The 26,811-nt window shown below is 61.9% G+C and carries 22 protein-coding genes and 1 pseudogene; 13 read left to right on the top strand and 10 right to left on the bottom strand.

The features are described 5' to 3' along the window. Positions 1-96: 96 nt before the first annotated feature. Positions 97-363 (top strand): hypothetical protein, encoded by a 267-nt coding sequence (locus I6L48_RS10190; RefSeq protein ID WP_010673592.1) that lies wholly within the window; start codon positions 97-99, stop codon positions 361-363. 376 nt (positions 364-739) lie between these two features. Here the strand turns inward: I6L48_RS10190 and I6L48_RS10195 are convergent, their stop codons facing one another. Next, positions 740-1,621 carry an MIT C-terminal domain-containing protein gene (locus I6L48_RS10195; RefSeq protein WP_216988019.1) on the bottom strand — a complete coding sequence of 294 codons (882 nt, stop codon included), beginning with the start codon at positions 1,619-1,621 and terminating at the stop codon, positions 740-742. Beyond that, positions 1,618-3,126 carry a DUF3696 domain-containing protein gene (locus tag I6L48_RS10200; protein WP_109113245.1) on the bottom strand — a complete coding sequence of 503 codons (1,509 nt, stop codon included), beginning with the start codon at positions 3,124-3,126 and terminating at the stop codon, positions 1,618-1,620. The genes I6L48_RS10195 and I6L48_RS10200 overlap by 4 nt, the downstream gene beginning before the upstream one ends. Positions 3,127-3,655: 529 nt before the next feature. Between I6L48_RS10200 and I6L48_RS10205 the strand changes: the two genes are divergently transcribed. Then, on the top strand, positions 3,656-4,036 hold the full coding sequence (locus I6L48_RS10205; RefSeq protein ID WP_139701030.1) for a hypothetical protein: 381 nt from the start codon (positions 3,656-3,658) through the stop codon (positions 4,034-4,036). Positions 4,037-4,196: 160 nt separating this feature from the next. Here the strand turns inward: I6L48_RS10205 and I6L48_RS10210 are convergent, their stop codons facing one another. After that, positions 4,197-6,221 carry a BCCT family transporter gene (locus I6L48_RS10210; protein ID WP_216988020.1) on the bottom strand — a complete coding sequence of 675 codons (2,025 nt, stop codon included), beginning with the start codon at positions 6,219-6,221 and terminating at the stop codon, positions 4,197-4,199. A 298-nt stretch (positions 6,222-6,519) separates the two neighbouring features. Between I6L48_RS10210 and I6L48_RS10215 the strand changes: the two genes are divergently transcribed. The 8 genes from I6L48_RS10215 to I6L48_RS10250 all read left to right on the top strand — a co-directional run bounded on the left by I6L48_RS10215 (position 6,520) and on the right by I6L48_RS10250 (position 13,246). Beyond that, positions 6,520-6,783: a DUF2282 domain-containing protein gene (locus I6L48_RS10215; RefSeq protein WP_010673595.1), complete on the top strand. Its 264-nt coding sequence runs from the start codon at positions 6,520-6,522 to the stop codon at positions 6,781-6,783. A gap of 59 nt (positions 6,784-6,842) precedes the next feature. After that, positions 6,843-7,685: a DUF692 domain-containing protein gene (locus I6L48_RS10220; RefSeq protein WP_216988021.1), complete on the top strand. Its 843-nt coding sequence runs from the start codon at positions 6,843-6,845 to the stop codon at positions 7,683-7,685. 175 nt (positions 7,686-7,860) lie between these two features. Beyond that, positions 7,861-8,613 (top strand): DNA-binding domain-containing protein, encoded by a 753-nt coding sequence (locus I6L48_RS10225; RefSeq protein ID WP_216988022.1) that lies wholly within the window; start codon positions 7,861-7,863, stop codon positions 8,611-8,613. Further along, a complete protein-coding gene (locus I6L48_RS10230) occupies positions 8,610-9,065 on the top strand; it encodes a DoxX family protein (protein WP_041213281.1) in 456 nt (151 codons plus the stop codon). The genes I6L48_RS10225 and I6L48_RS10230 overlap by 4 nt, the downstream gene beginning before the upstream one ends. Positions 9,066-9,125: 60 nt before the next feature. Beyond that, positions 9,126-9,590, top strand: coding sequence for a GNAT family N-acetyltransferase (locus tag I6L48_RS10235; protein WP_113069927.1), 465 nt, complete (start codon positions 9,126-9,128; stop codon positions 9,588-9,590). Between the two features lie 200 nt (positions 9,591-9,790). Continuing rightward, the gene (locus I6L48_RS10240; RefSeq protein ID WP_113069928.1) at positions 9,791-11,086 is read left to right on the top strand and encodes a PAS domain-containing methyl-accepting chemotaxis protein; all 1,296 of its coding nucleotides are present in this window, start codon (positions 9,791-9,793) and stop codon (positions 11,084-11,086) included. A 144-nt stretch (positions 11,087-11,230) separates the two neighbouring features. Further along, positions 11,231-11,788 (top strand): DUF3332 domain-containing protein, encoded by a 558-nt coding sequence (locus I6L48_RS10245; RefSeq protein ID WP_113069929.1) that lies wholly within the window; start codon positions 11,231-11,233, stop codon positions 11,786-11,788. 84 nt (positions 11,789-11,872) lie between these two features. Continuing rightward, positions 11,873-13,246 (top strand): HD-GYP domain-containing protein, encoded by a 1,374-nt coding sequence (locus tag I6L48_RS10250; protein WP_201893480.1) that lies wholly within the window; start codon positions 11,873-11,875, stop codon positions 13,244-13,246. A 69-nt stretch (positions 13,247-13,315) separates the two neighbouring features. On the opposite strand, the gene I6L48_RS10255 is transcribed toward I6L48_RS10250, so the two are convergent. The 3 genes and pseudogenes from I6L48_RS10255 to mobA form a co-directional block, all read right to left on the bottom strand. Next, positions 13,316-14,395, bottom strand: a complete 1,080-nt coding sequence (locus I6L48_RS10255; protein ID WP_128274428.1) for an FUSC family protein — start codon at positions 14,393-14,395, stop codon at positions 13,316-13,318. Between the two features lie 345 nt (positions 14,396-14,740). Beyond that, a pseudogene (mobB, locus tag I6L48_RS20960) lies at positions 14,741-15,226 on the bottom strand (molybdopterin-guanine dinucleotide biosynthesis protein B); the annotation flags it as partial. Next, positions 15,223-15,837 (bottom strand): molybdenum cofactor guanylyltransferase MobA, encoded by a 615-nt coding sequence (gene mobA / locus I6L48_RS10265; RefSeq protein ID WP_216988024.1) that lies wholly within the window; start codon positions 15,835-15,837, stop codon positions 15,223-15,225. The pseudogene mobB and the gene mobA, both read right to left, overlap by 4 nt. A 221-nt stretch (positions 15,838-16,058) precedes the next feature. On the opposite strand from mobA, the gene I6L48_RS10270 reads away from it, so the two are divergent. After that, positions 16,059-17,768 (top strand): NAD-dependent malic enzyme, encoded by a 1,710-nt coding sequence (locus I6L48_RS10270; RefSeq protein WP_010673606.1) that lies wholly within the window; start codon positions 16,059-16,061, stop codon positions 17,766-17,768. Between the two features lie 117 nt (positions 17,769-17,885). Here the strand turns inward: I6L48_RS10270 and I6L48_RS10275 are convergent, their stop codons facing one another. Continuing rightward, positions 17,886-19,157, bottom strand: coding sequence for a Hint domain-containing protein (locus tag I6L48_RS10275; RefSeq protein ID WP_254203241.1), 1,272 nt, complete (start codon positions 19,155-19,157; stop codon positions 17,886-17,888). A 317-nt stretch (positions 19,158-19,474) separates the two neighbouring features. On the opposite strand from I6L48_RS10275, the gene I6L48_RS10280 reads away from it, so the two are divergent. Both I6L48_RS10280 and I6L48_RS10285 read left to right on the top strand, forming a co-directional pair. Further along, complete coding sequence (locus tag I6L48_RS10280) at positions 19,475-20,713, top strand: uracil-xanthine permease family protein (protein ID WP_010673610.1); 1,239 nt, start codon at positions 19,475-19,477, stop codon at positions 20,711-20,713. A 145-nt stretch (positions 20,714-20,858) separates the two neighbouring features. Further along, complete coding sequence (locus I6L48_RS10285) at positions 20,859-21,599, top strand: dienelactone hydrolase family protein (protein ID WP_201893486.1); 741 nt, start codon at positions 20,859-20,861, stop codon at positions 21,597-21,599. 62 nt (positions 21,600-21,661) lie between these two features. Here I6L48_RS10285 and I6L48_RS10290 read toward each other — a convergent pair whose 3' ends face one another. The 3 genes from I6L48_RS10290 to mscK form a co-directional block, all read right to left on the bottom strand. Continuing rightward, positions 21,662-22,660: a beta-propeller fold lactonase family protein gene (locus tag I6L48_RS10290; RefSeq protein ID WP_213320679.1), complete on the bottom strand. Its 999-nt coding sequence runs from the start codon at positions 22,658-22,660 to the stop codon at positions 21,662-21,664. A 57-nt stretch (positions 22,661-22,717) separates the two neighbouring features. Beyond that, positions 22,718-23,326 (bottom strand): LysE family translocator, encoded by a 609-nt coding sequence (locus I6L48_RS10295; protein ID WP_216988025.1) that lies wholly within the window; start codon positions 23,324-23,326, stop codon positions 22,718-22,720. A 120-nt stretch (positions 23,327-23,446) separates the two neighbouring features. Next, entirely contained in the window at positions 23,447-26,764 is a 3,318-nt protein-coding gene (gene mscK / locus I6L48_RS10300; RefSeq protein ID WP_216988026.1) for a mechanosensitive channel MscK, read from the bottom strand. Positions 26,765-26,811 lie beyond the last annotated feature (47 nt).

Below are 26,811 nucleotides of genomic sequence, written 5' to 3' on the forward strand. Positions count from 1 at the left end.
CTGCTTGACACCCTTCATGGACGAGCAGGGCCGCAGATGCCTCGACGGCGCGGCATATCGACAACAACAACACCACAGTGCAGGGAGCAAACCATCATGTGGCCGTACCGAAAAATAGTGACCCAGTCCCTCAAGACCCCCTTGATGATCGCCAGGATCATGTTTTACCTGGCCCTGTTATTGGTCTTCCCCCTGCCAATGATCATGCTATCGGACTCTCCGGCGGCAGAGATCGGGCGTTTCTCTTACATCCTGGTGACGTTTCCCATCGCCATGGGGCTGATGCTGATATCGAGCCTGATGGCCATCCTCATTGCCATGGTGGAGTCGCGCAACCAGCAGCCACCCCAAGGGCGGTGGTAAGAAGGTCCCTGCCTTTCAAGCCATCCAATAAAAAACCATCCCGTGCGGGATGGTTTTTGGACTTCCAAATTGGGACACCCACCTTTTTGCCCACCTTTTTGCCAGCAATTCGCCCAGCACTGTGGTCAACGACGATGCCATCAGCCACCGTGTTAATCCGATAGATCCCGTTTTACTCCTTTGGCATTTGTTTGGGGCATCGCCATGTCTGAACACGCAACCCCGCTGGGTAAATGTCGCTGGTGTACAAGGTATTTATCAGGTTCCAGGAAGATCAGTGTGTGATGAGAGATATAGCCAGTTAACGGCTGGCTCAGAAAGGTGGGTGCCCCAGGTTTTATCACCATCCCAGATTTCACAGATATTTAAGTTAAACTCAAATTTTCTTTATTTTCATAGAGGTTAAGTTTCCATGTTGGTCCTTTACATCAAAGGTTTTTACAGGAATGTATTCATGAATATCATAAACACTAAAGGTTCCTTCTCTGTTACACCATAAGCCGTGAAATGAAAATGCATCAAGCCCTGATGTGGCTCGAATGTATATTCTATCCCCTATATATATATGCCTATCATGGAACTCTTTATCGTTATCAAGATAAAAATAGTTGATATTTAGGTCGTTTCTCACTGCTTTTATATTATGATGTAAACTATTGAAGCTTTTAGTAAATGACGCCTTTTTTGTAATTACAGTTACTTGGGCGCCATGACACAACCCCATGATAACATATTTAATAAACTCAATTGATTTGCTGTTTATGTAGTTGTCGATAAAAATAACATTGGTTTCACCTTTAAAATATTTGCTCAGTTGTAGCGGGCTGTCCGAACCACCGTCATAAATTGTTTGCTCAAAAAGTGGGTTATCACCACGACCAAGAAATGATTGATAGTTGCTTATACTACTGACATCTATTCCATAGTCAATGTAAGATTGGCATTTAATTGTTTTTTCATCAAAAATAAAATGACCTGCAAAGTAGGCGCAAGATGCATAAATATCATCGTCACAGGTGATGTTGAAATATTTAAGAACTTCATTTTCATCAATGTATCTGACTCTGTTTGCAAAGTTTGCTCGATATAATAACCACTGATTAAATAAATCCAAGCGTGCTGGGTCATTTTGGAATTTGTTCTTTATATGCTCAATGTATTGAGGGCTTAAAACAAATTTAAACGCATTTGCCGTTGAGTTAATCTGCTTGTTAAGCATTATTTCAGTAATGGATGAAGGGCTGATGGCACAAATCATGACTCTACCTTCACACTTTTGTTTTTCATGATTTCCATTGTTGCATTATATGCAGCATCTAAAAATCCAGATGGCCAATTTGATGTTATTTCACCATATTCATTCACCTGTATATAGTTAATGTCTTTTTTGTTTTTATTTATATACATGATGTTTATGTCTTTATGGCTAATACCTTTAGAGCTGTGTATGCGGTGTTTGGAAATTTCTAACTGTATTCCACGAAGTAAATGTTCACTATGGGTTTCTATTAATAATTGTACTCCGCCATTTGCCATTGAACATAAAACCTGGGCGAATAAAAATTGAGCGTTTGGGTGTAAGTGTAATTCTGGTTGCTCTATTATTAACAGCTCATTTGGATTTAATAATGCCCCCTGAATCAATATTGGTAAGACTTGAGAGAAACCAAACCCAACATCGGTAATCGTATCTTCGCTTTGGAGTTTATTATTTTCTAGTTTTATTTTTACAAGTTCATCGATTGTTTGGGCTTTTACTTTTGTATTGGGGAATATAATGTTTAACCAAGTATTGAATTTCTCGAGTTTTTCTCGTTCGATAGTCGAACCTCTTGAAGCTGCAGCTTGTAGATTGGCTAATACACTCGCTGTGTAAGCTCCACTGATACCGATCGATTTACTATGTGATGAACGTTTGTAGCTTCGAAGAGGGCTGGAGCGAATAGGTGCCAAATAGTATGTATTACTATCTAAAATAGATAGCATTTTTTTCAATGATTCATTGAACATGTCAAAGAGTTCATCTGAAAGAGAACTTAACTCATATGTGTCAGAGCGAGAATCAAATGGTGGAGATGGGTACATCAACTGAAAATCAATTCTGTTTTCTTTTTCTATTCTCAAGTAATTTTTTAGTAAAAAATCGGATAATTTATTTTTGTCTATATCGATATGCTCATGGTTGTCTATTATCCAATCAACTAGACTACGATCCGTCTTCAAATAGTAGTGGCTTCTGGTTTTTGCTCGTTCCACATGAAAATGTGCCTGACCATATGATTTTATATGAGAAATTATTTTGATAGATTTAAGGCGAGCCTGGCTTGTTTTATAGTCTTTGTCATAAGTGATTTCCATTAAGCTAGATAGGGGGCGCTCATACTCTTTCAACTCGCTCGAATCTTCCGGGTCGTACTCAAAATCAAAATGAGATGATGACCACCACCTAGTCATTTCTTGCTCATGTTTCTCGCCATGAAACTCAAATCCAAAAGTAATGTCTTTTTTGTCATCATGTGAATGAACATAGTCACCATAAATTCCAAGTTCTACGTAATCACCGTTTGCTGCAAAAACTTCATATTCATTTGTAACTGAGAATGTTTGCTTCATTGCAATAATTGATTTTATTATTGATGATTTTCCTGAGCTATTTTCACCCATTATTAAATTTATCTTTTGCGGGAAGGATACACTGGTTTCATCGAAGGCTTTAAAGTTTTTTAAATTAATTCTTGTTAATCTTAATGACGACTGCAGCATGTTAAAATCCTAATATAAATCTCTGGAGTGGTTGGTTTTTATATACATTACATAACTGGAAAGCCATGGGGGTAAATTTAATGAATAATTCAATTAAAGGTGTATTTATTCAGGTACTGTATTTATCATCCCAAAAAATATGGGGAAGTTGCTTTCTGAGTCAGATGCATTTAACACAAACAACGCTACCGCCCCTGGATTACAGCTTCCAATGCGCTCCATTAACCAGCGGGCGGGGCCCGGATGGTGCTGTAGGCGCCGAATGACCAGCATATCCTCAAGCCTCATACGCAAACCAGTCAAAAGTTGACGCAACCGCAAGGAAGCGCGGGATTTTTGCGCCAGCTCAACAATTGAAGTGAAGGCGCCGGGTGGCCGGAGGGAGGGGCTGGGAGGGGATTGTCGGCAAGGAAGGGGCATTTTGTTGTCACGGGGGAGGGGGACTATAGTGCAGCGAGGCAAGGGTGCCTCGTTTGGCCCGCGTGAGTGGGGGCTAACCACAATGGATAGAACGATGGGAGTGTGACATATGAAGCGGATCCTGATGGTGTTGAGTCTGTGTGTGACGGTCATGGGCATGGGAATGGGGGGAGCCCAGAGCGCGACCTCTGGCGCGCAGCAGGAGTGCGAGGCCCAGGCGGCGGTGAAGAAGCTGGCGGGCGCCGCCAAGACCAGCTTTGTGGGCAAGTGCGTCAAGGATGCCTCCGCCAGTGCCAAGGCAAGCCAGTGTGAGAAAGCGGCCGCCGACAAGAAGCTGGCTGGCGCGGCCAAGAACAGCTTCGTGCAAAAGTGCCTGAAGACGGACGGGGCCGCTGACAAGGCGACCCAGTGCGAGAAGGCGGCGGCGGACAAGAAGCTCGCCGGGGCGGCCAAGAACAGCTTTATCCAGAAGTGCGTGAAAACCGCCTGAGCCGGTTGAGGCTCTGACACCAACGCTGGTTGAGGCAGTGACGAGAAAGGGGCCCTGGGGCCCCTTTCTCTGTTGTGATGGGTGGTGGGGGCAGCTCTCGCCGCCAGTGTGCCCGGCGATAAGCTGTGGGCGGGGAGCTGACTTGATCCCTGCCTGGTCATCACTCTCCCTGGGTTGGCTGGGTATGTTCGGGGGCGCTGCTCAGCAGATCCTGCCCCTCGTCCTGGCTCAGCACCAGATAGCGCTCGTACTGGCGCAAGACGTCGGCACTCAGCTCGTCCCGGGTCAGGTACTGGATGTCGTAACCGGCACGGCCATCGGCAAAATAGGTGATGGGCTCGAAGATGCGGGCCTCGGGATCGTGGTTGTGGGCCGCCTCCAGGGGGTTGAAGGCGGGGGCGGGGCGGGCCTCGATGCGCACCCCGTAGCAGAAGTCCCGGCGACCCTGCTGGGGCACCAGCAGATGGCACTGATCCGGCCCACCCTCTTCGACCCGGCTGGTGATGCCCCGGGCAGCGAACTCCTGACTCAGGGCCGTCAGGGCGGGCAGGGCGACCTTGTCCACAAAGGCGCGGGCCTCCTGCTCGGTGGAGGGGCGCAGCAGGTGATCCATCCGGGTGCGCCACTGCTTGCCGTTCCAGAAGTCAGTGGCGGGGGAGAGGCGCCTGGCCGAGTGCTCCTTGTCTGCGACAAGGCCGCGGCAGAGTCCGAGGCAAAGCAGCACCATGATGAAGGCAAACGGCAGGGCGGCGATGAGGGTCATGGACTGGAGTGCCGCCAGCCCTCCTGTGCTCATCAGGGTACCCGCAGTGACCCCGAGCAGCAGAGCCCAGAACAGGCGCTGCCAGACCGGTGAGCCCTCCTTGCCCTGGGTGGCGATGTTGTCGATGACGAAGGCTCCCGAGTCGGCGGAGGTGACGAAGAAGACGCTGATGAGGATCACTGCGAGGGCCGAGGTGATGTCCGCTCCCGGCAAGAGGTCAAAGAAGTTGAACAGCAGGGTGTCGATGTTGCCGACCGAGTCGATGAGGCTTGTGCCCCCCTCATGCTGGCTGGCCCAGATGGCGGCGTTGCCGAACACCGTCATCCAGAGCAGGTTGAAGGCGGTGGGCACGAACAGGACGCCGAGGATGAATTCGCGCAGGGTGCGTCCGCGGGAGATGCGGGCGATGAAGAGGCCGACGAAGGGGGACCAGGAGATCCACCAGGCCCAGTAGAGCAGGGTCCAGTTGCCGAACCAGCCCGCCTGGCGGGTCTCGCTGTAGGTGAAGGTGCGGAAGGTGAGCTGGCTTAAAGAGGAGACATAGTTGCCAATGTTCTCCGAGAGGGCTCCCAGCAGGTACTGGGTGGGGCCGGCCACCAGCACGAACAGCAGGAGCACGATGGCGAGAAAGAGGTTGAGCTCGGAGAGGCGCTTCACCCCCTTGTCGAGACCGGTGACCGCCGAGATGCCGGCGAGGGCGATGACGACCCCGATGAGGCCGAAGCGAAACAGCTCCCCCGAGGTGTCCATGCCGGTGAGGCGGGTGATCCCCGCCGAGAGTTGCATCACGCCATAGCCCAAGGTGGTGGCGATGCCGAAGATGGTGCCCACCAGGGCGAAGACGTCCACCGCGTGGCCGAGCGGCCCGTGGATCTTCTCCTTGAAGATGGGATAGAGGCCGGAGCGGATGGTCAGGGGCAGGTTGTAGCGAAAGCCGAAGTAGGCCAGCACCAGGCCGACGATGGCGTAGATGGCCCAGGCGTGAAAGCCCCAGTGGAAGAAGGTGGTGACCATGGCCTCGCGGGCGGCCACCTGGGTCAGGGGCGTCGCCTGGGGCGGGGAGACGAAGTGACTCATGGGCTCGCCCACCCCGAAATACATGAGCCCTATCCCCATGCCGGCGGCAAACAGCATGGCGAGCCAGGAGGTGAAGCTGAACTCCGGGCGGGCATCGTCCGGCCCAAGGCGAATGTTGCCAAAGTGGCTGAAGGCGATCACCAGCAGCAGGATCAGGAACATGCCGACCACCAGCACATAGAACCAGCTGAAGTGCTGGGCTATCCAGCTCTGGCCGCTGCCGAAGAAGCGGGCGGCGGCCTCCGGGGCCAGGGAGCAGATGGCCAGCAGCGCCAGGATGAAGAGCAGACCCGGGATGAAGATGGGCAGCGACAGGGTGCATCTGGAGGGACGGGGAGCGTTCATGGGACACCTTTGGGTGGAAGGACTCAAGACACTATAGGCCCCTCGGGTGCAAAGCAGACAAGGGGTGGACGGCGAGTGACGTGGTCAACGGCCATGAGCACCGTGGGGGAGGCACTCGTCGTCCTGTTTTTTTCATCGTATTTTATGCCTTTAAATCAGATGGTTACCGATTTCTTGTTTATTAATAGCGAGTTGATGCCGTTTTTTGGGAAATCTTTTCCCCCCTCGTCCGGTTCTATTGAACGTAGCCGGATGAGATGCGCCGGAGACATCACTCTCGACAACAAGGAATAGAGACATGAACGTGAAAAAAAGTACTGCCATCGCCTCTGCCATGACGGGTCTGCTGGCCCTGGGTGCCCAGTTCATCGCCGCGCCGGCCATGGCTGCGGATGACAAGGAGAAGTGCTACGGCGTGGTCAAGGCGGGCAAGAACGACTGCGCCACCAAGGGCGGATCCTGCGCCGGCACTGCCAAGATGGATGCCCAGGGGGATGCCTTCGTGGTGGTGCCCAAGGGGCTGTGCGAGAAGCTCGCTGGTGGGTCCCTGCAACCCAAGTAAGCCGCATGCCATGGTGTGGCGCCCGCCACATCATGGCCCTATCTATTGAGAGCCCAGCCATGAACCCCTTGATCGGTATCGGTTTACGCCCCCCGCACTACGACGAGATCCGCCACACCCTGCCCGGAGTGGGCTGGCTTGAGGTACACAGCGAAAACTACTTCGAGCGCCACAGCCAGGGCTTCGAGGTGCTGGCGGAGCTTGCGAGGCACTACCCCGTGAGCCTTCACGGAGTCGGCATGTCGCTGGGCTCCGCCGATCCTCTCGATGCCGGGCACCTGCGCCAGCTGGCAGCCCTGGTGGCGGCCATCTCGCCGGTGCGGGTGTCGGAGCACCTGAGCTGGGGCAGTATCGGCGGGCGCTATTTCAACGATCTGCTGCCCATGCCCTACACCCGGGCCGCTCTTTTGCACATGAGCGACAAGATAGATCGGGTGCAGCAGACACTGGGCAGACAACTGCTTGTCGAGAATCCCTCCTCCTACCTGCAACTGGCGGGGGAGATGGGGGAGGCCGAGTTTCTGGCCGAGCTGGCTGGGCGCAGCGGCTGCGGCGTCCTGCTCGATCTCAACAACCTCCATGTGAGCGCGGTCAATCACGGCCTGGAGGTGGACGACTATCTGGCGACTATCGACCTCGACACGGTCGGCGAAATTCACCTGGCCGGTTTTACCGAGAAGCACCTGCCTCAGGGGCCCCTCTATATCGACACCCACAGCACCCCCGTGGCCGAGCCCGTCTGGGCGCTCTACGAGCAGGTCTGCCAGCAGCGCGCCATCCCCACCCTGATTGAATGGGATCTGGCGATCCCCCCGCTGCCGGTGCTGCTGGGAGAGGCGCAGCGTGCCAGCGAGATCCTGAGCGCGGCGCAGCAAACATCCAGGGAGGCCGCCCATGTCTGAGCGTGTTTTCCCGCAAGGTACTTTTGCGAGCGGTCTGCTCGGGGAGGCCGCCCATGTCTGAGCTTGTTTTCCCGCAAGGTCCTTTTGTGAGCGGTCTGCTCGGGGAGGCCACTTATGTCTGAGCTTGTTTCCCCGCAAGGTACTTTTGCGAGCGGTCTGCTCGGGGAGGCAGCCCATGTCTGAGCTTGCTTCCCTGCAACGCGCTTTTGCGAGCGGTCTGCTCGGCCAGGATGATGCCATCCTCGGGCACATCCAGCCGGGACGCTTTGCCCCCGACGCCCTGTTGCAGATCTATCGCAACAACTTCATCCTCGGCCTCACCGAGGTGCTCGCCAGCAGCTACCCCGCGGTACGCGCCATGGTTGGCGAGACTTTCTTTGAGGCGGCGGCACGAGGGTTCGTGCTGGCGGCTCCTCTGGAGGAGGGGAGCGTCATGGACTACGGGGAGGGCTTTGGCGACTGGCTGGCACGCTTGCCCACCACGGCCGCGTTGCCCTGGCTCGGGGATCTGGCCCGCTTCGAGTGGGGGCTGGAGCGGGTCTCGCTGCTTGCGCCAGAGACGCGGCGCTGGCCCGCCGAGCGGCTTGCCGCCATGACCCCTGAGCACTGGGAGCGGCTGGTGCTGCATCCTGCCTGCGATCTGCAGCTCCTGGAGAGCCCCCATCCGGTGCTGGCGCTCTGGCAGATGGCCCTGCACGGCGGTGAGACGGTCAGGGAGCTGGATGCTGTCTGCTCCCTGGCACTCAAGAAATGCCCCGGACACCGGGTCGACCCCATTCCCCTGGATGCCGCCGCCTGGTGTCTGCTGCAAGGCTGCCTGCAGGGCAGGCCGCTGGCCAGCCTGCTGGCTCAGGATCCCGCCATGGCCGAACACCTGGCCCCCCTCATCACCCTCGACCTGCTGGTCGATCTGGAGCTTGCCCCATGACAACGCAAACCCTTGCCAGGCCCCTTGGCCCCCTTGTTGAACGCATCTTGCCCTGGTGCAGCGGTGGCCTGTTGCTGCTTGCCAGGCTCTGGGTCGCCACCATTTTTCTGCGATCCGGCTGGCTCAAGTTAACGGCCTGGGACAGCACCCTCTATCTGTTCGAGTTCGAATATCAGGTGCCCCTGCTGCCCTGGCAGTGGGCGGCCTATGCGGGCACGGCGACCGAGCTGTTGCTGCCCCTCTTCCTGCTGGCGGGCCTCTTCACCCGTCCGGTCGCCTTGCTGCTGTTTGGCTTCAACGCCATGGCGGTCATCTCCTACCCGGCCCTCTGGGCGGGGGGCTTTCACGATCACCAGTTGTGGGGCTGGATGCTGCTGACCCTGGCTGTGTGGGGGGCGGGCCCCCTGGGGCTCGACAGCTGGCGCCTTGCCCGTCGTTCGCCTCCGGCGTAAGGTGGCCGCACACGAGCCCTGCCTGACTGACGGGTGGGAAAGGAATGCAAAGGAGAAGAGATGAAGGTTCGCGAGGCCCTGGCGGCCGATATTCCCGCCCTGACGACACTGCGCATGGCGCTCTTTTGTGAGGTGGGGGAACTTGCCCGGCCCGATGAGGATCCGGTCCTCAGGGAGGCGACGCAGGCCTACTTCATTCAGGCGCAGGAAGAGGGCAGCGCCCGTAGCTGGGTGGTGGAAGAGGAGGGCGAGGTGGTGGCGTGCGCCACCCTGGCACTCTTCGTGCGCCCGCCCTACCCGGGCAATCTGGCGGGGCGGGAAGGGTACCTGCTCAACATCTACACCCGGCCGGCTTGGCGCAGACGGGGAATGGCGAACGCCCTGCTGGTGGTCATGGTGGCGTATGCCCGCGAGCAGCAACTGGGCAAGCTGTGGCTCCATGCCAGCAGTGATGGGCGCGCTATCTACGAACGGTTCGGCTTTGCTGGCAATCCCGCATGCCTTGAGTGCGTTCCCGCTCGCTAGCCGCCTTTTTCACCGCCGGGCTGATCCTCTTTCACCTGGGCTGCGTATTGGGAGCCCTTGGCGGCATCGCCGCTTTTCTATACACTGCGCGCCCCATTCGTTTCAGTCGTCCGACCACTTATGTCGGCGCTGGCGGTGCCGATACCCTCTGTGGGTGAGGCCGTGGTGCCCATGGGGATGGTCAACGAGGAAGAAGTGTCATGTTCAATCAGAAGCTCAAAGCGCAGTTGCAGGCATGCCAGACCCGGCTCGATGAGGAGCAGGGCATCATAGAGGCGATCAAGGCGGGTGCCGCCACCGTCATCTTCAGCCCGGAGGGGATCATCCAGGAGGCGAGCACCCCTTTCCTGGCCCTGATGGGATATGGTGCCGCCGAACTGATTGGGCAGCCCCACAGCCAGCTCTGTCCGAGGGCCTGGGGGGAGTCCGGTGACTATCGCCAGTTCTGGCGCCGCCTCGCCCAGGGGGAGGTGCAGTCTGGCACCTTCGAGCGCGTGAACCGGCAGGGGGAGACGCGCTGGCTGGAGGCGACCTATTTCCCGGTGAAGCACCAGGGCCGGGTGACCCGGGTACTCAAGATGGCCAGCGACGTCACCGAACAGCACCTGCGGCTGGAGCGACTCGAGGGGCTCACCGAGGCGCTGGACCGCTCCCGGGCCATGATCGAGTTCACCCCGAACGGCGACATCCTCCATGCCAATGCCAACTTCCTGAGCGTCATGGGCTACACCCTGGGGGAGATCGCGGGCAGGCACCACAGGATCTTCTGTGACGAGGCCTTTCTGCGCGAGCAGCCCCGTTTCTGGGAGGAGCTGGCCCGGGGCCAGTTCAAATCCGGCCTCTTCATGCGCCACGACAGCCGGGGGCAGGCCGTCTGGCTGGAGGCGACCTATAACCCCATCCGGGATGGCAGCGGCAAGGTGGTGCGGGTGGTGAAGTTCGCCAGCGACATCACCGCGCGCATCGAGCAGAACCACGCCACCCGGGAGGCGGCCCGCCTGGCCCACAGCACCGCCCAGGAGACCCTGCACAGCGCAGAGGAGGGGGCGGGCTTGCTGCGCGCCGTGGTGCAGACCTCTTCCCTCATCGCCTCCCAGGTGGATGAGGCCATCGCCCTCATCGGCCAGCTCAACGAGCAGTCCAGAAGCATCGAGGCCATCGTCTCGACCATCAGCGCCATCGCCGATCAGACCAATCTGCTGGCCCTGAACGCCGCCATCGAGGCGGCGCGGGCGGGGGAGCAGGGGCGCGGGTTTGCGGTGGTGGCGGACGAGGTGCGCCAGCTGGCCGCCCGCACGTCGCTCTCTACCGACGAGATCGCCAGGGTGGTGCAGAAGAACCGCGAGCTGACCGCCAGGGTGACCGACGACATGGCCGGGGTGGCGGGCAGCGCCGAACTCGGCAAGCAGCAGATCGCCGGCGTGGACAAGCTGATGAGCGAGATCCACCAGGAGGCGGACAGGGTCTCCCAGACGGTGTCGGCCCTCTCCATCTGAGGGGCTGACCGCAAGATTGCCAACAGAGTGAGCGATCGGACGGCCAGGCTGAACCCTGGCTGTATGACGCCCCCCTTCGTCATTGTGCCGCCCGGCCCCCTTGTTTAGGCTGCCGCCTCCTTTTTATTGAGCAGGTAGACAACAATGGCAGTACGACAGAGAGGCAGGGCACTGGCCCTGCTGCTGGGAATGGGGGCGAGCCTGGGGCTCGGTGGTTGCATGGGCCAGATGGGCCTCTCCTCCATGGTGACCAAGGGCAACCTCAGCGTGGTGGACAACCGCTACGGCCGTGCCGGCGTCTTCGTGCTGCTCTCCCCCGTCTATGGCCTGGCGGCCACGGCGGATCTCTTCGTGTTCAACACCATCGAATTCTGGTCCGGCAAGAACCCCATTACCGGCAAGTCGCCCGCCCTGGTGGATCAGAAGAGCGATGCGATCATCAAGGTGAACCAGCACCTGGATCCCGCCCTCAACCAGGTGCCGCTGGCCCTGCTGCCCCAAGGGGTGCGCGAGGTACAGGTGAGCTACCCGGACGAGCGCACCGCCCAGATGGAGATCCACTACATCGACGGTCAGCGCAGCCTGATGCGGGGAGAGATGCGCGGGGAGCGACTGGATCTCTATCTGGACGACAAACTGGTCTCGACCCTGAGCCGCGAGCAGCGCGATGCGGCGGCAAGCCGGGGAGCGGTGCAGGTATAATTTGTCGCGCCCCTGATCCTTTACTCCCAACAAATGCTATACATGCCTGCGGGCAAGTACGCCCCGATGTAGAGGGAGTGGGCTATGACGGTAAACGGGTTGCGTTTGGCAGAGCTGATTGGTTCTCTCAGCCATGCCCTGGACATGACGGAAGGGCAGCCGAGAGGCCATTGCATCCGCTGCTGCTGGATAGGCTCTCGTCTGGGGGAGCAACTGGGACTGGATGCCCGGCAGCGCCACGACCTCTATTACACCCTGTTGCTCAAGGATCTGGGGTGCAGCAGCAATGCCGCCCGCATCTGCGAGCTCTATCTCACCGACGATCTTCACTTCAAGCGCGACTTCAAGCTGGTGGATGGCTCCCTCTCCGAGGTAGTCAACTTCGTGCTGGGCCACACCGGCTTGCAGGCGGATCTGCTGGGCCGTTTTCGCAGCCTGTTCCACATCTTTCGCAACGGGGATCAGATAGCCAACGAGCTGATCCTGACCCGCTGCCACCGGGGGGCGGACATCGCCCGCCAGTTGCGTTTCAGCGACGAGGTGGCCCAGGGGATCCTCTCCCTGGATGAGCACTGGAGCGGCAAAGGGCGGCCGCAACAACTGGCGGGAGAGGCCATCCCGCTCTTCTCCCGCATCGCCCTGCTCTGTCAGGTGGTGGACGTGTTTCACGCCGCCGCCGGGCCGGACGCGGCGATGAGGGAGCTGCGCGAGCGCAGCGGCAACTGGTTTGATCCCGCCCTGGTCAGGGCCTTCGAGGCGCTGGCCGACGACGCCTTCTGGCAAGGGCTGGCGGATCCCGCGTTGGCGGAGCGGGTCTTCGCCCACCCGGCGGGGCAGGGGGAGGTGGCGCTGGATGAGGATTATCTGGACGAGATAGCGGCGGCCTTCGGCCAGGTGGTGGACTCCAAGAGCCCCTACACCGCGGGGCACAGCGGCAGGGTGGCGCTCTATACCGACATCCTCGCCGCCCAGATGGGGATGTCCGAGGCGCGGCGACGCTGGCTCAAGCGGGGTGCCCTGCTCCACGACGTGGGCAAGCTCGGGGTGAGCAACGCCATCCTCGACAAGCCGGGCAAGCTTGACGAGCAGGAGTGGGCGGCGGTGCAGATGCATGCCGCCTACACCGAGGAGATCCTGAGCCGCATCGGCGCCTTCGAGGAGCTGGCCCAGGTGGCTGGCGCCCACCATGAGCGACTCGACGGCAAGGGCTACCCCAAGGGGCTCAAGGGGGAGGCGATCACCCTGGAGACGCGCATCATCACCACCGCCGACATCTTCGATGCCATCACCGCCAAGCGCCCCTATCGGGATGCCATCCCGGTGCCGCGGGCCCTGGAGATGATGGCGGAAAACCTGGGCACGGCCATCGACCCCGACTGCTTTGCCGCCCTGAAGGCGGGGATAGAGGACTTCTCCCTCTACCTCACTCCGGAGCAGCCCCTGGCTCGTGCAAGCTAAGGCGCGAGCCCGAGACAAACAAGCCCCGCATCGGCGGGGCTTTTTTGTGGGCGGTTGCAGGAGGCGCGATCAGGGGCGGGCCGAGGGCTTGGCATAGGGTTGCAGCACCAGCCCCAGCAGGCGATGGAGGTGGGCGAGCTGCTCGATGAGATGGAGATTGAGCCAGAGGTAACCACCAAGGGTGGGGTCGTGTCCCTGGCCTGGCGCCTGGCTTGCGTCCCCATCGAGCCGGGCGGCGGCGGCTTGCAGGCGGCCGATGGCCTGGTCGGCCGCCGTGGTATCGCCGCTCTTGAGCATGAGGGCGAGTTCGGTGAGCACTGACTCCGTCGCCTGCTGGCAGGCGCGAAGCCCCGGGTGGCTCTGCATCAGGAAGTGGCTCTGGCGATCCCGCCAGTAGGTGTTGGCCAGCATCTCCAGGGTGCAGACGCTGTTGCGAAGGGTGGTCTGGGTCGCCTCGAACAGCGGGCTGCCAAGGCGGGTCTCCTTGACCGCCGGGGCCAGCAGGGGGCGCAGGCTGACTATTTTGGCGAGCAGGCGGGCATGGCTTCGGGTGAGCTTGGGGCGCTCCAGCACGTTGGGGGAGAGGTGGGTGTGGTAGAGCCGCCCGGCCTGCTGCAGGGTGTCGTGCATCTGCAGACGCCAGTGGGTATAGGCCCGCTGGGGGTAGATGCTGCAAAACAGCAGGGCCAGCACCGACCCCAGGATGACGTCGCCGCTGCGCCAGAGCGCGGTCTCGATGTCCCCGGGCACCCCGCCGACGATGACCCCCAGGGTGATGCCGATGAGCAGCCCCACATAGGGGCGCTTGCCGAGCGCCAGGTAGCCGCACAGGAACATGATGGCGCAGCACCAGGCCAGCATCAGGGGCAGGGAGTAGAGCTCCAGATAGAGGGCCACCACCCCGCAGGCGGCGCCAAAGACGGTGCCCACCACCCGTTGCAGGGCGCGCGACAGCACGTTGCCCCAGAACGAGATGGGGCCCATCACCACCACCAGGGTGATGAGGGGCCAGGTGCTCTCCGGCAGCTTGAGCTCCCGGGTCAGCAGGAAGGTGAGGGTGAAGGCCAGGGCGATGCGCAGGCCGTGGACTAGGCGGTAGCGGCCATAGATGAGCAGATCGAAGCGGGAGAGCGGGGCATTGAGGCGCAAGGGCGTTCTCTTATCTCGGGTCAGGGTTGTGAGGATAGCAAGGGGGACGGCATTCGCCTTGACCTGCGTCGTTTCTCCGGTTCATGGGGGCGCACCTGTCGGCAGGCGCACCATGACCCGCTCGCCGGGGGGAAGGGCCGCGCTACCCGGCGCCCGTTCGATGCGGCAGTTGGCACTGTCGTGGCCCCCATCCACCGGGCGCACCAGCAGGGTGCCCGCCTCGTCCTGACTGAGCAAGCCGGGCACAACGCCCTGCTCTGCCGATGGGGGCAGGGCCGCCAGCAGCCGGGCGCAGAGGCGAAGAGGCGGCGGGGCCTGACGGGGGGCGTGCGGGGGCAACCGGGCGCAGATGAAGTCGGCGATGGCCTCCAGATCCTCGAAGGGGAACCGGGGCAGGGTCGTGGCCTGGGGCGCGTCGCTCACGAGGGCGACGATGTCAGGATCATCGGGGAAGAGCAGGGGCCGGCCGATGGCGGCGCGATACAGCTCCACCTTGGGAAAGCGCCTGTGCTTGAACCCCTCGACCAACAACAGATCCAGAGCGCGCGCATCGAAGCGGGCCAGCAGCGCCTCGAAGGGGGGCTCCCCCTCCGGGGTCTCCCGGATCAGGGCGTGGCGCCGGTCGGAGGCCGCCATCACCTGGGTGGCGCCCGCCTGGCGCAGGCGGTGGCTGTCCTTGCCGGGCTGGTCTATGTCAAAGGCGTGGTGGGTGTGCTTGAGCACCCCGAGGCGCAGACCGCGCGCCACCAGGCGCGGGATGAGGCGCTCCAGCAGGGTGGTCTTGCCGGTGCCGCTCCAGGCGACGAAGCCGAGCAGGGGCAGGGGGCTCATGGCGCGCCCCCTTCCCGCAGCCTTGCCTCCCAGGCGGCGAGTTCGGCCGGGCTGTTGAGGTTGACGAAGGCGTCGGGCAGATCGGCAAAGGGCACCACCGCCATCTGGTGGCGGGCAAACCAGGCCCCGGTCTTGCGCTCCCCGTCCGCCAGCGCCTGTTGCAGAGAGGGGCGCAGGGCGCGGCGCAGCAGGGCGACCACGGGCTGGAGGTGCTCTCCGTCGTGGGCCACCACCAGATCGGTGTCCGGGGTGATGGCGGCGCGAAAGCGGGTCATCAGATCAAGGGGCAGGGCGGGGCCGTCACAGGGGACGAACAGCACCCAGTCGTGACGGGCCGCCGTCAGCCCCGCCAGCATGCCGGCCAGCGGCCCCTGGAAGTCGGCCTGCGCGTCCCCGATGACGGGAGCAAGCTGCCGGTAGCGAGCCTGGCTGCGGTTGGCGTTGATCAGCACCTCGTCCACCTGGGGGCGCAGGCGGGTCAGCACGTGTTCGATCAGGGGAGTGCCCGCGAGGGGCACCCAGCCCTTGTCATCGCCCCCCATGCGGGTGGCGCGACCGCCCGCGAGGATGACGCCGCTGACGAGAAAAGCGGGGGAAGAGGAAGGGGTCATGGTGCTCCGTTGCTCACAAAGGGATGCCCACAGGGGCGTGTCGGGATCTTGCGCCAAGGCGGGCGCGGGAGCAACCTTCGGCTGCCCCGGCAAAGGCGCCTTTGGCCGCAGGGTTTGTCCAAGCTCACAAAACCGGATCGGCAAACGTCATATGATCCCCAGCATTCTGAGTCTTGCTCTCCTGCCTGATGGCAACTTCATGTAAATCAAAGAGAATGACTATGGCTACCGGACAATATCTGCTGTGGAAAGATGCACAGGGTCACGATTTTCGCCCCGTTGCGCTGACGGGCACCAATCTGCTCAACGATCGCAACCTCAACAAGGGCACCGCCTTCACCGAACAGGAGCGGGCCGATTTTGAGCTGGGCGGCCTCTTGCCGCCCCAGGTGCAGACTTTCGAAGCCCAGCTGGAGCGGGTCTATGAGGCCTTCCTGAGCGCTTGCAGCGACATCGAGAAGTACCAGAACCTGCGAGCCTTGCAGGATCGCAACGAAACCCTGTTCTACGCCCTCCTGTCCCGCCACGTGGAGGAGATGACTCCCTACATCTACACCCCGACCGTGGGCAAGGCGTGCCAGGAGTTCAGCCACCGCTTCCAGAAGCCGCGCGGCCTCTACATCACCCCGAAGAACGTCGATGACATGGGCTCCCTCGCCCGCCACATGGATGCCAAGGCGGTGCGCATCATCGTCGTGACCGACAGCCAGGGGATCCTCGGCATCGGCGATCAGGGGGTGGGGGGTATGGGCATTCCCATCGGCAAGCTCGCCCTCTATACCCTGGGGGCGGGCATCCACCCCGCCTGCTGCCTGCCCATCGCGCTGGACGTGGGCACCGACAACCAGGCGCTGCTGGATGACCCCATGTACCTGGGGCAGCCCCACAGGCGCATTCGCGGCAAGGAGTACGACGACTTCATCGACAAGTTCGTGGCCGGGGTCAAGCGCCACTTCCCCAACGCCGTGCTGCAGTGGGAGGACTTCAGCAAGTCCAACGCCTTCAACAACCTGGCCCGCTACCAGCAGGCGCTGCCGTCGTTCAACGACGACATCCAGGGCACCGGGGCCGTGGTGCTGGCGGGTATCATTGGGGCCGTCAAATCCAAGGGGGAAACCCTGGGCCAGCAGCACTACCTGGTCTACGGGGCCGGGGCTGGCGGGGTCGGGGTGGCGGATCAGATCTGCGCGGGGATGATCCGCGAGGGGCTTGACCCGCAGGCGGCGCGGGATCGCATCTATATCCTGGATACCCAGGGGCTGGTGTGTGACAACCGCGAGGGGCTGGATGAGTACAAGCGCCGCTACGCCAAGCCGGGCCTCTTGCTGGCCCAGTGGGATCTGCAGGGCAAGGCGGGGCTGACCGAGGTGCTGCGCCACGTGCCCATCACAGTGCTGCTCGGCACCAGCGGCGCCGGCGGCGCCTTCCAGGAGGAGCACATCCAACTGATGCTGACTCACTGCGAGCGCCCCATGGTGTTCCCCCTCTCCAACCCCACCGCCAACTGCGAGGCCCTGCCGGAAGACATCTTCCGCTGGAGCCAGGGGCGCGCCATCGTCGCCACCGGCAGCCCGTTCAAGGATGTGCACCATGAGGGGCAGGATTATCGCATCGGTCAGGGCAACAACGTCTTCATCTTCCCCGGCGTGGGGCTGGCGGCCATCGTCAGCCAGATCCGCGAGATAAGCCCGGACATCTTCACCACCGCCGCCTTTGCGCTCGCGGAGTGCGTGAGCGAGGCGGATCTCGCCCGGGGCACCGTCTACCCGAGGATCAGCGAGCTGCGCAACATCTCGGTGCACGTGGCGACCGCAGTGCTCAAGGATATCGTGCGCCGGGATCCCTCCCATCCGCTCATCGGTCAGGATCTGCAAGAGCACATCCTGAGCCATATGTGGGAGCCGGTCTACCTGCCCTATCGCCGGGTCTGAGGTGCGACCTGCCCGCACGTGTCGCGGGCATGACGATGCCATAGAAACAGAGAGGGTGGCCCAGGCCACCCTCTCTGTTTTCCGCCCTGCTGTGTGTGCGGGGCAGGACGCTGCCACTTATTGAGCGGGCGGGGGCACCAGGCGGTCATCGACGCTGCCGTCGCCCCGAAGCTTGTTGCCACTGGCATCGACGGCGTCCACGCCGTTGTCATCGACGCTGCCATCGCCCCGAAGCTTGTTGCCATTGGCGTCGACGGCATCCACGCCGTTGTCATCCACGCTGCCATCGCCCCGAAGCTTGTTGCCACTGGCGTCGACGGCGTCCACACCGTTGTCGTCCACGCTGCCATCGCCTCGAAGCTTGTTGCCACTGGCGTCGACGGCGTCCACACCGTTGTCATCCACGCTGCCATCGCCTCGAAGCTTGTTGCCATTGGCGTCGACGGCGTCCACACCGTTGTCGTCCACCCGGCCACCGGCATGACGCTCCCCGCCTGCATGCTTGTCGCCACCGCCGTGGCGATCGCCGCCAGCGTGCTGGTCGCCACCGGCATGTTCGCCCTGACCACGGTCATCGCCGCCGTGGCCGCTGTCGTCCCCGCCATTGTTTCCGTTATGGCTACTATCGCCTCCATTTCCGCTATTGTTTCCACTGTGGCTACTATTGCCCCCGCCGCTGTTGCTGCCTCCGCCGCCGCTGTTGCTGCCTCCGCCGCTGCTGTTGCTGCCTCCGCCGCCGCTGTTGCCGCCTCCGCTACCACTGTTGCCGCCGCCATCCCCCCCTTTGTTGTGCACGATCAGCCCATTGGCCACATAGCTGTGGCTGCCATCGAGGATCAGGTTGAACAGCGCCGTGGCGGGCGGGGCATCAACCCAGGAGAGGGAGGCCACCGGCAGTTCGACAGGGTGCGGCGCCAGCGCCAGGTTGCCCGCGCTGCCCCCCTCTGACCAACCCAGCAGGTGCATGCCGGTAAAGAGCGGCAGCACGGCGAGGGCCGGGTTTTCGGTGCGGGTCATGGCCGGTGCGATGGCCGCCCAGCCCCGGGTGGTGAGGAAGGGGTGCTCGGCGGTAAAGAAGGGGGGCAGATGATTGAGCCCGTAGAGCCTGCGCGCCCCCAGCGCCACCCGCTCGATGGCCTGGATGCGGTTGCTCTGCCCGTGCCTGTCCCGCACCCGATCGCCGACCCGCAGGGTCTCGATGGGGCGTTCGCAGCCATCGGCCATCAGGATGCGGGTACCGGCAATGAAGCAGGACTTGGCATGGGCCTGGTTTGCCTGCCACTGGTGGTGGTCGAAGTCATAGCTCAGCGGGGTGGCGAACAGGGCCAGGGCGATGGCCGAGCCCAGCAGCAGCCGGCGCTGGCTGGGTTTGAATGAGGGCAGTGACATGGGGAACTCCTTGTCGGTGTGGGGTCACGCCTTCGAGTATAGAGAGGGGATTGGGGCAATATCTGCGTCGACCAGTTGAAAGCCTTGTCATGTCAACTTGCCGGAAAAACGATTGGCGTTGGCCATAAAAGTGCGTAAAATCGCTTCCTCGATGCTTGTAGCAGCGAATCCCGCCTAAAAAGCCAGTTTCATGCCCTCCCCAAGCAGTAAAAGGCAACAAATGACGCCGTTTGGCCCGTTGGCTGCCTTGAAAACGTCTTGTGATGACTGAAAAGTGTCAAATATCCCTGTCAGTTATCAAAAAATTAAGGATACCCATGTTTTCCTTGGTCAAGCAAAGCGTCGCCGGGCTGCAAATTCTGTTTGTCGCCTTCGGTGCCATGGTGCTGGTGCCCCTGCTCACCGGTCTGAACCCCTCCATGGCCCTGCTTGGCGCCGGTGTAGGCACCCTGCTGTTCCAGCTCTGCACCCGTCGTCAGGTGCCGATCTTCCTCGGCTCCAGCTTCGCCTTCATCGCCCCCATCATCTATGCCACCCAGACCTGGGGCCTGCCCTCCACCATGTTCGGTCTGTTTGCCGCGGGCTTCATGTATTTCATCCTGGCGGCCATCATCCGCGCTCGTGGCATGGGCTTCGTGCACAAGCTGCTGCCCCCCGTGGTCATCGGTCCCGTCATCATGGTGATCGGCCTGTCGGTGGCCCAGGTAGCCTGCAACATGGCCATGGGCCGTGCCGGCGGTGAGCAGGTGGTGCCCGCCACCACGGCGCTGACCCTGGCGGGGATCTCGCTGGCGGTCACCCTGATTGCCGCCGTGTTCTGCAAGGGTTGGATCAAGCTCATCCCCATCCTGTGCGGTGTCATCGCCGGTTATGTCTCTGCCGTGCTGATGGGCCAGGTGAGTTTCGATGGGATGGTCAACGCCCCCTGGCTGGCGCTGCCCCACTTCGAGACCCCGGAGATCAACTGGGCCGCGGCCCTCTTCATGCTGCCGGTGGCCATCGCCCCCTGCATCGAGCACATCGGCGGCGTGCTGGCCATCGGCGGCGTGACCGGCAAGGACTACACCAAGGATCCGGGCCTGCACCGCACCCTGGCCGGTGACGGCATCGGCGTCTGCTTCGCCGGTTTCATCGGTGGTCCCCCCGTCACCACCTATGCGGAAGTGACCGGCGCCGTGATGATCACCCGCAACTTCAACCCGGTCACCATGACCTGGGCGGCGGTGTTCGCCATCATTCTGGCCTTCTTCGGCAAGTTCAACGCCCTGCTCACCTCCATCCCCATGCCGGTGATGGGCGGCATCATGCTGCTGCTGTTCGGATCCATCGCCGCCATCGGTCTCAAGACCCTGGTGGAGTCCAAGGTGGATCTGGGGCTGTCCCGCAACATCGCCATCGTGGCGGTGACCCTGACCGTGGGTGTCGGCGCCCTGGAGATGAAGATCGGCGACTTCGCCCTGGCCGGTGTCGGCCTGGCCTCGGTGGCCGCCATCCTGCTGAACCTCATCCTGCCCCAGCACTCCGAAGAGGGTGCCATGGAGAGCGCCAAGGATTAAGCGCCTGGCTTGCTGTACGTTGAGATGATGAAAAAGAGGCCACCTTCGGGTGGCCTCTCTTTTTTTGCCTGCGTACCACTGAACCCGGGCTCCCCATGTGAAGCGGCTACACTCAGGGGCACCATTGACGGGAGAGGACGAAAGGATGAAGAGGGCATGGATCCTGGCTCTGCTGGGGCTGATGGGAAGCGGCGCGGCCGAGGCCGGTGCGGTGCGCTACGAGGTCGAAGGCAAGCCGTTCGAGGGCTATTACCTGGCGGCTGCCGACAAGGATGCCCCTCTGGTGGTGCTGGTGCACGACTGGGACGGGCTCAACGGTTACGAGATCAAGCGGGCCGAGATGCTGGTGGCCCTGGGCTACAGTGTCTTTGCCGTAGATTTGTTCGGTGCCGGGGTCAGGCCGAGCACGGTGGAAGACAAGAAACGCCTCACCGGGGCCCTCTATCAGGACAGGACCAGGATGCGCACCCTGCTGCAAGGGGGATTGGCGGAGGCGGGCAGGCAGGGGGGGCGGCTCGACAATGCGGTGGCCCTCGGTTACTGCTTCGGCGGCGCCGCCGTGCTGGAGCTGGCCCGCAGCGGGGCGGATCTCAAGGGGGTGGTGAGCGTACACGGCGGGCTGGAGACTCCGGCCGGGCAGGACTACAAAGAGGCGAAGGGACAGTTGCTTGTCCAGCACGGCAGCGCCGACGAGGCGGTCTCTCTGGGTCAATTTGCGGCGCTGGTGGCCGAGCTGGAGAGCGCCGGGGTGAAGCACGAGGCGACCAGCTACAGCGGCGCTCCCCACGCGTTCAGCGTCTTTGGCTCGGACAACTACCGCGCCGATGCCGATGCCAAGTCCTGGCAGCGTTTCACCGGTTTCCTGAAGGAGGTGACCGGCTCCTGAGGGGGCCGGCTCACGCAGGCCATGGCAGTGCCATGGCTTTTTTATGCCCGTTTTTCGCCATCTCAGGGGAGGGCGAGCACCCTCACCCACATGGCCCCCTTGCCCACCTCGCTCCGTGGGCCCGGGGTGAGCTGGCCGCTTTCGGGGTCGATGGCATGCAGCGCCACCTCGTGGGATTGCTGCCCGGTCGCGATGAGCCAGTGGCCGCTGTGGTCGATGGCAAAGCCCCGGGGGCAGGCCTCGGTCGGGAAGTGGCCGAGGGGGGTGAGGGCGCCATCTTGGGGGGAGACGCCGAACAGGGTGAGCAGGCTGCTGGCCCGTTCGCTGGTGTAGAGAAAACGTCCATCCGGGGTCAGGTGCAGGTCGGCGCCCCAGCGCTCCCCCTCATAGCCTGGGGGCAGCATGTCCAGGCTCTCGCGCGCCACTATCTGTCCGTCCGCCTCCCTGTGGTAGCGATTGAGGGTGGCATCGAGTTCGTTGAGGCAATAGAGATCGCCGTTGTCCGGGTGCAGTGCCAGATGGCGGGGCCCGGCGCCGGGGGCGGTGTGAATGTCCCCCAAGGGATGGGGAACCAGCTTCTCGTCCACCAGGGCAAAGCGGCGCACCCTGTCCTCCTTCAGGCAGGCCACCAGCAGCTCCTGCTCCCCGTTTTGCCCCGCAAGCCAGGTGACCGAGTGGGCCGCCATCAGGTCGTCGAGACGCTGGTGAGGGGGCTGCATCCGGCCCGCCTGATCCTGGCGGGAGACGGTGACGTGGTTGAAGGCGTAGGAGGCGGCAAAGAAGAGGCGGCCGCTGTCGTCCGTGCAGGTGTGGGAGGCGCTGCCGAGCAGTGGCGCCGAGGTCGGGGCCCCGAGCCGCCCATCGGCGGAGATGGGGAAGCTCAGCACCCGAAAATCGGGGCGCACCCCCGCATGGAGCCAGCGCCGGTCCGGGCTGATGACCAGGGGCTGCACCTCGCCGCCGGTCTGCACTTCCTGCAGCGGGGCGAGGGTGCCTGCCTCGAGGCGAAACACATGGATCAACCCGCTCACCGGGTTGGCCACATAGACCACTTGTTGCATTGCATCTCCTTTGCGACGGCCGTCCGTCGGGTCAAGGGAAAGGGGAGTCCCGGCGTCTCAGGCGGGGATCAGGATCTCGCGAATGACGGGCACCACTGACAGTACCAGCAGGGCTGCCATCACCTGGTTGAAGCGGCGACGGGCAAGATCGTTTGCCAGCCAGCGCTTGAGCAGGGAACCGCACAGGAGCCAGAGTCCGACGCAGGGGAAAGAGACGATGAAGAAGGTCAGGGCGATGACGAGGTGCTGCTCAAAGGGGTCGCTCCCCGCGCTGGTGAAGGCGGCGATGGCGCCGGTGGCGACCACCCAGGCCTTGGCATTGACCCACTGGAACAGGGCTCCCTTGAAAAAGCCGAACGGGCGGGCCCCTTTGCTGTCAGCCATCCCGTCCGTCGGGCGGGCGATGAGCCAGGCAAGATAGAGCAGATAGAGGGTGCCCGCGCACTTGATGAACATGTGGAGTTCGGGGAAGCGGGTAAAGAGCTGGCCAAAGCCCAGCCCCACCAGCAACAGCATCAGGGTGAAGCCGACGCAGATCCCCATGAGCAGGGGCAGGCTCTTGCGTATCCCGACGCTGGCGCCGGCGCTCATCACCATGATGTTGTTGGGGCCGGGGGTGACCGATGCCGAGATGGCAAAGAGTACCACGGCGTAGAGAGAGTCCATTGGGTTCCTCGTGCAGACAGTCCGTTGTCTTCCCTATATTGGGGGCGATCTGCGCTTTCCAAGGCGGGGGGCGGGCAGAAAAAAACAGGCCCCGTGACGGGGCCTGTGAAGCGGGCGGGATCAGACGGGCTGGTTCCCTGCCGGCGGCAGCGCCGGGCGGGATTCCACCTTCTGTTCGTCTCCCTGCATGTTCTTGATGTAGACGTCCATCTGGTTGAACGCGATCTCGATGCCATGCTCGCGGAACAGCACGTCGATGCGACGGTTCAGCTCGTCGATGGCCGGGTTGCGATCCCCCAGCTCGCTCACGAAGAAGCGCAGCTCGTGATCCAGGGTGCTGGGCCCGAAGGTGAGGAAGTAGACGATGGGGGCCGGGTCTTTCAGCACCCGGCTGTTCTCCATGGCGGCCTGCATCAACAGCTTGCGGGTCAGATCCAGATCCGAGCCATAGGCCACCCCGACCCGGGCGATGACCCGGGTGACGGTGTCGGACAGGGACCAGTTGATGAGCCGCTCTATCATCAGCTGCTGGTTCGGGATGATCACCTCCTTGCGGTCGAAGTCGGTGAGGGTGGTGGAGCGGATCCTGATCTTGTTGACCGTGCCCGAGATGGTGCCGATGGTGACGGTGTCGCCGATCCGCACCGGGCGCTCGAACAGGATGATGATGCCGGAGATGAAGTTGGAGACGATCTGCTGCATGCCGAAACCGATACCGACCGAGAGACCGGCGGCCAGCCACTGCAGCTTCTCCCACTGGACCCCGAGCATGGCCAGCGCCGTCAGGCTGCCCACCCCGATCAGGGCGTAGTTGAGCATGGTGGTGAAGGCGTAGGCCGTGCCCTGGGCGAGACGCAGCTTGGAGAGCACCAGCACCTCCAGCAGGCCCGGCAGGTTGCGGGCCAGCGACAGAGCCGCACCAAACACGAAGAGGCCGGTCAGCACGTCGCTCAGGCTGATGGGATAGAGCACGGCGTTGGCCCCGGTCCCCTCGCTCTTGTGCCACAGCACCACGCTGTCGAGGTAGGTGAAGACCGCCACCAGATCAGACCAGAGCCAGTAGAAGGCGACGCCGAACACCAGCAGCAGCATGATGCGGGTCAGACGCAGGGACTGCTGGCTGACCTCTTCCAGATCCATGGGCTGCTCTTCGATGGCTTCGCCCCCTTCCGCATCCTCCTGGGTCTTGTGTTCCCGCTTGGCGACCGCGCGGCGATAGGCCAGACGACGGGCCGCCAGTTCAAGACCGCGCAGGGCGGTGCGATAGACCAGACCCCAGATGATGATGAGGTAGAAGGACTCGATGAGCCTGCCGGTGAGTTTCAGGGCCGTGTAGTAGTAGCCAAGGGCTGCCAGCACCATCAGGGCCACCGGTGCCAGCGCCAGGGCGACGGCGGTCAGGGTCTGCAACATGCTTGCCTCGCCCTTGATGCGGGCGCGGGAGATGGGCAGCACCAGGTAGGCGGTCAGCCCCAGCAGCAGCATGGTCATGCCCTGGCCGATGACGTCGTTGCCAAGGGAGGAGGGCTCCACCACCGCCTTGGTCGACAGCATGATGAGGGGCAGCAGGGGCAGCCAGAGGTAGCGCATGCTGTTGCGCTTGGCCTGCAGTTCGTCCCGCGGCATGCGGAAGTGGGTCTCGCCGATGCCCCCCGGTCGCATCACAGACAGGTAGACGCTGAACACCAGGTAGCCGAGGGCCAGGTTCAGGGTGATCTGGAAGATGAGTCTCGGGCTCAGCAGACCGCAATAGGCGAGCAGCAGGCCGGCGGCCAGGATGAAGAGGGTGCCCGGCAGGCGTTGCAGCACGGTGAACAGCAGGGCACGGGGGGTGTGCCACTGGCTGTCCTGACGAAAACGTCCCAGATCCTTGACGATCTTCTTCTGGCGCTCGAGCAGGGTGCCGCGCTTCCACAGCAGCAGGCCCCCCACCAGCAGCAGGGGCAGTGCCAGCAGAGAGACTGCCAGCAGCATGTCGCCCCAGCCACTCCAGTCCGGTTTCAGCACCCAGTCGGAGGCCTGCTTGAAGGCCTGGGCCGGCCAGGTGATGAACCACTTGGCATCGATGGGCTTGTTGCTGCTCACCCAGAAGATGTGCTGCTGCAGGGTGAACTCGATGGAGGCATAGACCCGGGTCAGCTGCTGCTGGGTCAGTTGCAGGCTGATGGCGTTGGTGAGCTGGGCATCCATCTGGCGGTTGAGCTGATCCAGCAGGCCGATGCGGGTGTCGATGAGCTTGGCAAGGCTGGCCCTGTCTTCGTCGCTCACCGTCTCGCCGCTGCTGGCGATGAGGTTGTCCAGATACTGGTTCTTCTGGAACAGCTGGTCACGCTGCTGGCTCAGTTCGAACTGGGCCAGGTGCAGGTCGGCGATCTGCTCCTCCAGGTTCTTCACCAGGGTGGAGGGGGCCGCTTCCAGTTGCTGGTAGAGCTGATAGAGGATGCGCGAGAGCAGCAGGTTGCCCTTGAGCATCTGCACCTGTTCGTTGAGGTTGCGCTCGGTCTGGGTGCCGCGCTCCAGCATGCTCTTCGCCTGCAGGTTCTTCTGGGCCAGGGTGTTGAGGCTGTTGGTGGAGCTGATGAGTTGCTGGCTGAGCTGGTAGTTGAGCTCCTGCTCTTTTTGCACCAGGGGGTTGTCTTCGGCGGCCACCAGTTCGCCGGTCTCTTCGGCGGTCTTTTCGGTGTCCCCCAGGCGCTTGGCGCTGCTCTGCTCCTGCAATGCCTGCAGTTTCTGCTCTTCACTGGCGAGACGGGCACTCTGGTAGTCCCGTTGCTTGACCACCAGATCCTGCATGCTGGTGCGGTTGTCCAGCTCCTTTTGCAGGTTGGCCAGTTGCAGATCCAGCAGGGCCAGTTCGGCATTAAGCTTCATTTTCTCGGCGCTGCTCACCCCGTCCCCGGCGTTGAGGCGGGTGCGGATCTCCTGGCTGCGCTGATAGGCGCGGCTCATGCTGGCCTGGGCCCGCTCCGGCAGGGTCTGCAGGTTGGTGATCTGGCTGCCGATGGTGCCAAGGGCCTCCTGGGCCGCCTGCATGTTGGCCATGATCTCGGGTTGGCGGGCATCGAGCTCCGCCAGGCTCATGGTGGCGTATTCGCTCTTGAGCTGCTCCGGGCTCTTGCCCTGGGTCAGGGCGTCGAGCTTGGCGCCGATCTCCTTGAGCTCTGCCGGCAGGGTGCGCAGGCGTTCGCTCTGGGTTTTGGCCTTGCTCTTCTCCTTGTCGATGCTGTCGAGGAGGGAGAGGGTGTCAGTCAGGAACTTCTGGTCCGCCTGCTGGCTGGCCGTAGGGGTGTCCGACTTGCCGAGGGCGTCGAGCGCCCGCTGCACGGTGGCGCGCTGGGGCAGATCCTGCGCCAGGGTGCTCGGGGTCCAGAAGGTGATGAGTAAACAGAGCAGCGGCAGCAGGGTGGCCGAGGCTCTTTTGAAGCGTGTTGAGAGCATAAAGCGTCCGGGTGATTATGCGATGTTCGGGGGATTTTCCACCAGGG

The organism is Aeromonas sp. FDAARGOS 1418 (assembly GCF_019048585.1).
GTDB lineage: Bacteria > Pseudomonadota > Gammaproteobacteria > Enterobacterales > Aeromonadaceae > Aeromonas > Aeromonas caviae.